4 protein-coding genes are annotated in these 5895 nt (G+C 40.0%); 1 reads left to right on the top strand and 3 read right to left on the bottom strand.

The features are described from left to right. The coding region (locus ACWJAO_RS13000) for a hypothetical protein (protein ID WP_449140559.1) at positions 1-184 on the bottom strand (184 nt) is incomplete at its 3' end. Positions 185-1057: 873 nt separating this feature from the next. Between ACWJAO_RS13000 and ACWJAO_RS12995 the strand changes: the two genes are divergently transcribed. Further along, on the top strand, positions 1058-2380 hold the full coding sequence (locus ACWJAO_RS12995) for an AAA family ATPase (RefSeq protein ID WP_449140558.1): 1323 nt from the start codon (positions 1058-1060) through the stop codon (positions 2378-2380). Positions 2381-2396: 16 nt separating this feature from the next. On the opposite strand, the gene ACWJAO_RS12990 is transcribed toward ACWJAO_RS12995, so the two are convergent. Beyond that, positions 2397-3020: an XAC2610-related protein gene (locus tag ACWJAO_RS12990; protein WP_449140557.1), complete on the bottom strand. Its 624-nt coding sequence runs from the start codon at positions 3018-3020 to the stop codon at positions 2397-2399. 95 nt (positions 3021-3115) lie between these two features. Then, positions 3116-4528 carry a RhuM family protein gene (gene rhuM, locus ACWJAO_RS12985; RefSeq protein WP_449140556.1) on the bottom strand — a complete coding sequence of 471 codons (1413 nt, stop codon included), beginning with the start codon at positions 4526-4528 and terminating at the stop codon, positions 3116-3118. Positions 4529-5895: the final 1367 nt, after the last annotated feature.

The following is a 5895-nucleotide window of genomic DNA, read 5'->3' as shown; positions in this document are numbered from 1 at the left end:
GGATGAGCAGCAGACGGAAAAGTTTTTGAAAAAATTCAGAGAATAAGGCACCTGGTACTTGCAGAAATGTGGCTTGCACTAACTTTGCAGCGGAAAAAGTAAGTGTGGATGCTTCGTCCAAAAATATAAATGAAAAGGATGAGTAGAAAATATTTGCAGTTGGTTGGGTAAAGGAAAGCTGCATCCTCCACGATGTTTGTTCAAGCAAACTGGTTGCGCAAGATGGCTTATAAGTTCAAGAGACTGGCAGGAAAACTCAAACTTCATCATGAATATGGCTAAGTTAAGGAAAGAACAATCAGACCTACGACTGCCAAGGGTAAGCATCTGTCTGTAGATGGAAGCTAACCAGAGAAGCATGATGCCTGAGATAAGAGGCAAGCCAATGATTTTTGTCACATAAACGACATTTTTTGTGACATGAAGCTGTTGTATATCTAAAAGGACAACAGAATTTCAGCAAGGAGAAGAAGATAGGCAAAGCCCTGAACCAGCTAAAGAGCAGCCAAGGCAAAGCTTACGGCGCATACAAGTTTAAGGTTTAAGTTTACCCATGTATATATACATGTTCTTTCAAACTCAAATAGTAAACCTCTACCGATTTTTAACCACTCAAACCAGGAAGTTTACAAGTTTAAGAAAACCATATATGTATATATGCCGAAATAAACTTGTTTATTATCATATAGTCAAGGATTTCGGGAGAATCTATTTTTCCTTGCTGAAATGCAAGAATAGTTATTCGAAATGGAGAGGAAAACTCATCCATATTAGGATAAAAATCGCAAAAACATGCCGATAAGTCGTGGAAATCTATCGTTTTTCAATAGATTTCCACGACTTATCGATACATTTTGGAGGTTTTTGCAGAATAAATGTATTTTTATACAACCAGTAACTTCCATAAATAGTGACAGCTTTTGACGAACAAAAGGTCTTAAATCAGCTAATTTATGCTAATTATGCAGCGTTTTTGCAAGTATTCGACATTAAACCATGCATTTTTCGAAGAAAAAGCTTATCTTTGCATCAGTATTAATAAGAAAATGACATTGTTATGATACTTAGAGCTACATTTGAAAATATATATTCCATCAAGGATGAGACTCAAATCAGCTTTGTGGCAGGTAAGAGCAACGCACATCCGTCTCATGTTTCCCGTGCAGAGAAGCGTGACGATATTTCTGTGCTGAAGGCTGGTATCGTGTATGGTGCCAATGCTTCCGGAAAGAGCAACGTCATCAAGGCCATTGCCCTGCTCCAGCAGATAGCCAATGGAAGCTTTCCGCAAAGCAAGGTGGAACCTTTCAAGCTTGCTGATACCGAAGAGAAAAACTCTAAGGTAGAAATCGAGTTCAAGACCAAGGGTAAGTGCTTTGCCTATGGCATAGAGTTCACCATCGGAGGAATCAAGGAGGAATGGCTGTTTGAAATCAACAGCCGTACCGACAAGAAAGTTTTCACCAGAAAGATTACAGCTGCCGGCAACGAGTTTACGTTTGGCAAGGTGGATGGAAACGAAGAAACATCCATGCTGCTGAAATTCATCGCCCACAGTACTCCTTCCGATTCCAGCTTCCTTTCAGAGTATGTGCGCAGAAACGGCAAGGGACTTGAAACCATACGCATGGCCAAGAACTGGTTTGCTGACGGTTTGAAAATCATCTTCCCAAGCACACGCCTGCAGGGAATTTCTTTCCTTACTGAAAACAATGATGAGCTGCAGGAAACGACACGCTCACTTCTTGCCTACTTCAACACGGGCATTTCAGACGTGCGCCTGTATAAAATCAAGAAGGAAGATGTGAACTTATCTTCTGATTTGCTTGACAACATACTCAGCAAGGCCAAGAACGGCAAGACGTACAGCATGGCTGCCACAGTTGGAGGTGAAATGCTTCTTTTCGAGGTGAATGCCAACGGAGGATATGAGATTTACAAGCAGAAGGCTGTCCACCGGAATCTTACTTCCGGCACAGAGGTTGTTTTTGATCTGAGCGAAGAATCTGATGGCAGCATCCGGTTGCTCGACTTCATCCCAATGCTCATCGATTTGAAGCAAAATGAAGTTGACTATCTCATCGACGAGATTGACCGCAGTATGCACCCGATGCTCTCGCAGAAAATTTTAGAGTGCTATTTTTCAGGACTGGAGTCTGGAAGAGACACTCAACTCATCTTCTCTACTCATGAATGCGACCTGCTCAACCTCGACCTTATCAGAGCTGATGAAGTCTGGTTTGCCGAGAAGGGAAAGGATGGGGCATCTCATCTTACATCCTTGGCAGAATTCAAACCTCGTGAAGATGTCCGCAAGGGTTATCTATTAGGACGCTACGGAGCCATTCCGTTGCTTCCCAAGGAGGCGATGAAGTGGTGATGAACGGAGAATAACACTATTCACACTCTCTCGGAGGGTGTGACAGAAGTTCTTTTTGTACAAACACTCCTTTCTCGAACTTCCATTTTCCAAACTCATAATCAACGGCAGAACCACGGCTGAAAGATTCAATAATCTTTTCTTTTTCGTTAAGCGTAGGATTGGGAATTTCACGGAATGATGGAACAAACAAGAACTTCTGCTTAACTTCATTCCAAACATAAGCATCCCAATATACCACACCTTGATTTCCGAATTGTCCCAAATATACCAACAGGTCTTTATTGCCATCAAACGTCACATCAGCCATCAGACAGCTATCCTTCCGGCCACCATTTGGGTCAAAAGTATCGTCCTTTGGATAAGAGAAAGGTATAATTTGTACTGTTTTCTCCCCTCGCATAATAAATACTTCAAAATCGAAATCCTTGGACTTGGGAGATTGTGTTCTTATAACAGCGTTAAGCGTATCTTCCGATGCAATATCTTGCTTGGTAAAGACTTTGCCCGAAATCACACTATCGGTGTCAATAGACATGCTGTCTTTGGTAGGGTTTCCCTGCCCCACCTTACTTTCCTTACAACCGAAGATCAACATCAAAGAAAGTATTACTAATGTACTATCGATAATTCTTTTCATTGTCTTTAAATATTTTGATCATTTCATTGCGTTATTTTTCTTATATAAGATAAGAAGGTACTACTATGACATAATTCAAGTTCCCTACCCAACCCCTATTCTTTTGGATCAATGTCAAATGGAAGCAATGGAGTATTATCATCATTGCCACTATTGAATCGGTCGAAATCCGAGATATAGGAACGGTCTTGAATAACCTTATATTTCTCATACTCAGAATAAGCCTTTTCTCTGGCTTCTTCTTGCGAAACCTTACCTGCACTACTCTTAGTATCATAGTCCATAGTTTCAAGCAACAGCTTCAGGCGATTCTTCCAATCCTCCATCGTAGTAGCAATGTGTCGTCTTGCACGAGATTCTGCGAGATCCAGGAAACTTGTTGTTATTGCGTTGAGCTGAGACAATTCTTCATCAGAAAGATAGTTCTTTGCGACTATCGTATCAGACTTTTGAACTCTTCCATCCGGTGCTTTCTTCCATGTAGTCAATCCCATGTGAGGCATTTCCGCATCAGCCCGCTCATAAACAATCTCGGCTGCCGTATGATTGGTAACCGCCAGGTGCATCATATTCTGCACCATCTTATAGAAGAGTTTGGTACTTTCAGCCTTTGCATCATAATCTGCACTACACTCTGCATAAATATCAGTTATCTTCTGGTAGTATCTACGTTCTGAAGTGCGGATTTCACGGATGCGTTCCAGCAAATCGTCAAAATAATCCTTGCCGAAGTGCTTACCTTGCTTCAAACGTTCATCATCCAAGACATAACCCTTAATGATGAACTCCTTCAATACAGAGGTTGCCCATATACGGAATTGGGTTGCCTGATAGCTGTTCACTCGATAACCAACAGCAATGATTACATCAAGATTGTAGAACAAAGGAGCACGCTCAACATCACGCTCTCCCTCCAGTTGAACTTGTTGAATTTTTCTACAAGTTGCCTCTCTTTGCAATTCACCAGACTCATAAATCTGAGAAATATGATAAGTGATAGTTGCTCTATCAACACCAAACAAAGCAGCCATCCTTTTCTGTGACATCCAAAAAGTTTCGTTGTTGAAAATCACTTCAATGCGAGTCTCACCCTGTGCAGTTTTATACAGTAAGATATTGGATTCCAGTGAGTTCTGCATAAGTTCGGTTGTAGATACGGATTGAGAAAAATAGGCTCTTGCCTGCTTCACCAATAACTTCCTTGAATCAGCATTCTCAGAAATGATCATACAAGCCATACGGGATAGATGGAAAGCTTCGACCTTGCGAAACGCTCCATTACCCACCTTGAACATGTCAACCGCATGGTTGAAATGTTCGTCCATATTCATACCTTTTTCACTGGCAACTTTGATTGCTTTGTCTATTACATTCTGGAATTTCCAATATCCCGAATAGCCCATCGCATTACAAAGATCACGTGAGCTCCAGTATTCTTTCCCGTTACCATCCACTTTTCGAATTTCTTCGAATGTCGGACGCATTTCAGGCACATTATTTTCATCCATATCTCTTATCCGTTTCTTTTGTATTGACGTTCTACAACATTGAATAGCAAAAATACGAAAAAAAGATGAAAATCGCCTCTATTCAGTTACAAGATGTATGATTTTTAATGTTATTTATGCAAAAAGAAAGATACATGTCAGAATATATTGATTTTATCGCTTATCAAGACGATGCAATAATCCAGCGTCCCTTACGTTATTACAGAAGAAGAGGACAACCGCATCCGCAACCGAAGGGAGACCTTCATCAGGGAAACGGGCACCGAAAAAACGGTACTCATCACGATGATCACCTCCTATGGACTTGCGCTGGGCGGCTATTCTGATGACATTCAATACCAGCTGACGATGGCAGATTTATTCAGATAAAAGCCGACCTCTCAAAAATGGTAAAAAACCACGTTTTAGCACGAAAATGCAGATTTTGAGTGTTTATAAAGGTTAAACATGTTAAATCTTCAACCCCTAAAAATGGGTGTTTGTAAAGATAAGTGACATACAAAATGAATGAAATCAAGAGAAATCAAGTGAAAACACGAAAATCGTAAGTAGCTGATAATCAACTTTCTTTTCATTCAGAAGGAAAGCGGCTCACAAATAGCACGTTAGTACTTAACCGATTGAGAATCAACGACATTCACTATTTGTGTGGGAAAGTGAAAGGCGTAAAAAAGGGCTTAAAAAGATACTTGAAAAAAGTAGGAAAGTAGGACTAAAAAGCACTGAATATCAGATAATTAAACTGATAAAAAACCTTACATTTTAGCCCGGCTTTTATATGGCTCAAACCTATGTTAAACAACTGGTATTCAGTTGGTTACGCATGGTGCATCGGGAAGTAACAGAAATAGAAATAGGGAATGCAATGCGTTCCCTATTTGCTTTTATACATTACTTCCCCCACTCCTTCTTAACATTAAAGCAGGGACAGGCTTTGTTGGCGAACTCATTATGCCCATGAATCGTGGCTAATGGGAACTCTTCCTTCAGCTGCTCGATGAGGGCCTGGATGAAAGGGTAAAATCAGCTATTCTTGGGCTAAAAACGCGGGGTTGTAATCAGAAAACTCTGATTTTTCCGTTTTTTATCGCTGAAAATTGGTATTGGGAAAATGCATAAAAAGCGAATTCTATTATTATAAAAGTAAATATATATTTCATCCGCATCCCAATATATGTACTTCACCTCATACACAAAATATACAAACTAAATAGTTATACAACAATAAGTTACGCCTTTTCATCTTAGTATTGTTATTATGTAGTTTCTAGCTTTCCGGACTATTGCTACGTCAATATTTTATAATCTACTAGCAAAGATAATAAAAAGTTAGCAAACCCAAGAATTTTATCACGTTATTTAACGGA

Source organism: Segatella sp., from assembly GCF_977051555.1.
Note: the sequence above shows the minus strand (reverse complement) of the source record. Positions and strands in the feature narration are given on the sequence as shown.

Bases quoted from the DNA above. Each gene is read 5' to 3' on its own strand.
- rhuM (WP_449140556.1), bottom strand. From the start codon at position 4,528: ATGGATGAAAATAATGTGCCTGAAATGCGTCCGACATTCGAAGAAATT.
- ACWJAO_RS12990 (WP_449140557.1), bottom strand. From the start codon at position 3,020: ATGAAAAGAATTATCGATAGTACATTAGTAATACTTTCTTTGATGTTG.
- ACWJAO_RS12995 (WP_449140558.1), top strand. From the start codon at position 1,058: ATGATACTTAGAGCTACATTTGAAAATATATATTCCATCAAGGATGAG.